Here is a 1,050-nt window from a genome sequence, read left to right on the forward strand (position 1 = left end):
CCTTACGCCAGCACGCCGAAGAACGCGCCGACGATGCCCACGACCATGGTGGCCACGATCAGCACCATGGGGTTGATCTTCTTGGACAGCAGCCAGTAGTACAGCCAGAAGGCGAGCATGCCGAGCATGCCGGGCATGATGCCGTCCAGGATGTCCTGGAGGGTCTGGGCGTCCTCGCCCGAGCCGATGGCCACCGGGATGCTGGCCCAGAACATGTCCTTGCACATGGCGCCCACGACCATGACGCCCACGATTCCCACGCAGGTCATGATCTTCTGCATGAGGCCGGTCCTCTGGGCCTCGTCCAGGAAGCCCACGCCCAGCTCGTAGCCCTTGACGGCGCCCCAGACGCGCAGCGCGAAGCCGGGGACGTTGTAGATGAGCAGGAAGGCGATGGGGCCGAAGGGGTTGCCGGCCTGGCACAGGCTGATGCCCACCGCGGCGGCGACCACGCGCAGCGTCGACAGGAAGATGGAGTCGCCGATGCCGGACAGCGGGCCCATGAGGGCGGCCTTGACGTCGTTGACGCTCTCGGGCTCGATCTCGCCGCGGGCGACCTTCTCCTCCATGGCCATCGCGATGCCGCCGACGAACGGGGCGAACTGGACGGTGATGTTGAAGAACGCGCAGTGGCGGTGCAGGGCCTCGGCGTAGTCGTCGGGGCGGCCGGCGTAGATCTTCTTGAGCATGTTGGCGACCATCAGGCAGAAGGCGATGTTCATCTGCTTGTAGTAGGTCCAGGAGAACTCCATGCCCAGGGCGCCGGTGTTGAGGGCGCTCTTGACGAGGTCGGAGCGCGTGATCTTGTTCTCGGGACTAGAAGTCATCGTCCTCATCCCCTTCCGCGGAGAGCTGGGGCTGGGCTCCGCCCAGGCCGAGCAGGTCGAACTTGTCGATGCCGATGATGATGGCGATCAGGGCGACGCCCAGGACGGGCACGTTGGCGTAGGAGCACAGCAGGAAGCCCAGGAAGTAGAAGGGCACGAGCTGCTTGGTGAGCACCAGGCGGCCGAGCATGGCGAAGCCCATGGCCGGCAGGATGTTGGCGGC

At 65.7% G+C, this 1,050-nt stretch carries 2 protein-coding genes; both read right to left on the reverse strand.

What is annotated here, in order from left to right; translation table 11 throughout:
• Positions 1-2 precede the first annotated feature (2 nt).
• Positions 3-836 carry a PTS system mannose/fructose/sorbose family transporter subunit IID gene (locus tag DW796_RS10315; RefSeq protein ID WP_117638274.1) on the reverse strand — a complete coding sequence of 278 codons (834 nt, stop codon included), beginning with the start codon at positions 834-836 and terminating at the stop codon, positions 3-5.
• On the reverse strand, positions 817-1,050 hold a 234-nt coding region (locus DW796_RS10320; RefSeq protein WP_147336411.1), incomplete at its 5' end, for a PTS sugar transporter subunit IIC. The genes DW796_RS10315 and DW796_RS10320, both read right to left, overlap by 20 nt.

Source organism: Collinsella sp. AM31-2AC, from assembly GCF_003469285.1.
In the GTDB taxonomy this organism is placed as follows: Bacteria; Actinomycetota; Coriobacteriia; order Coriobacteriales; family Coriobacteriaceae; genus Collinsella; species Collinsella aerofaciens_AT.

What these genes read in the sequence shown, in the direction of transcription:
- DW796_RS10315 (WP_117638274.1), bottom strand. Translation starts at nt 836, where the DNA reads ATGAGGACGATGACTTCTAGTCCCGAGAACAAGATCACGCGCTCCGAC.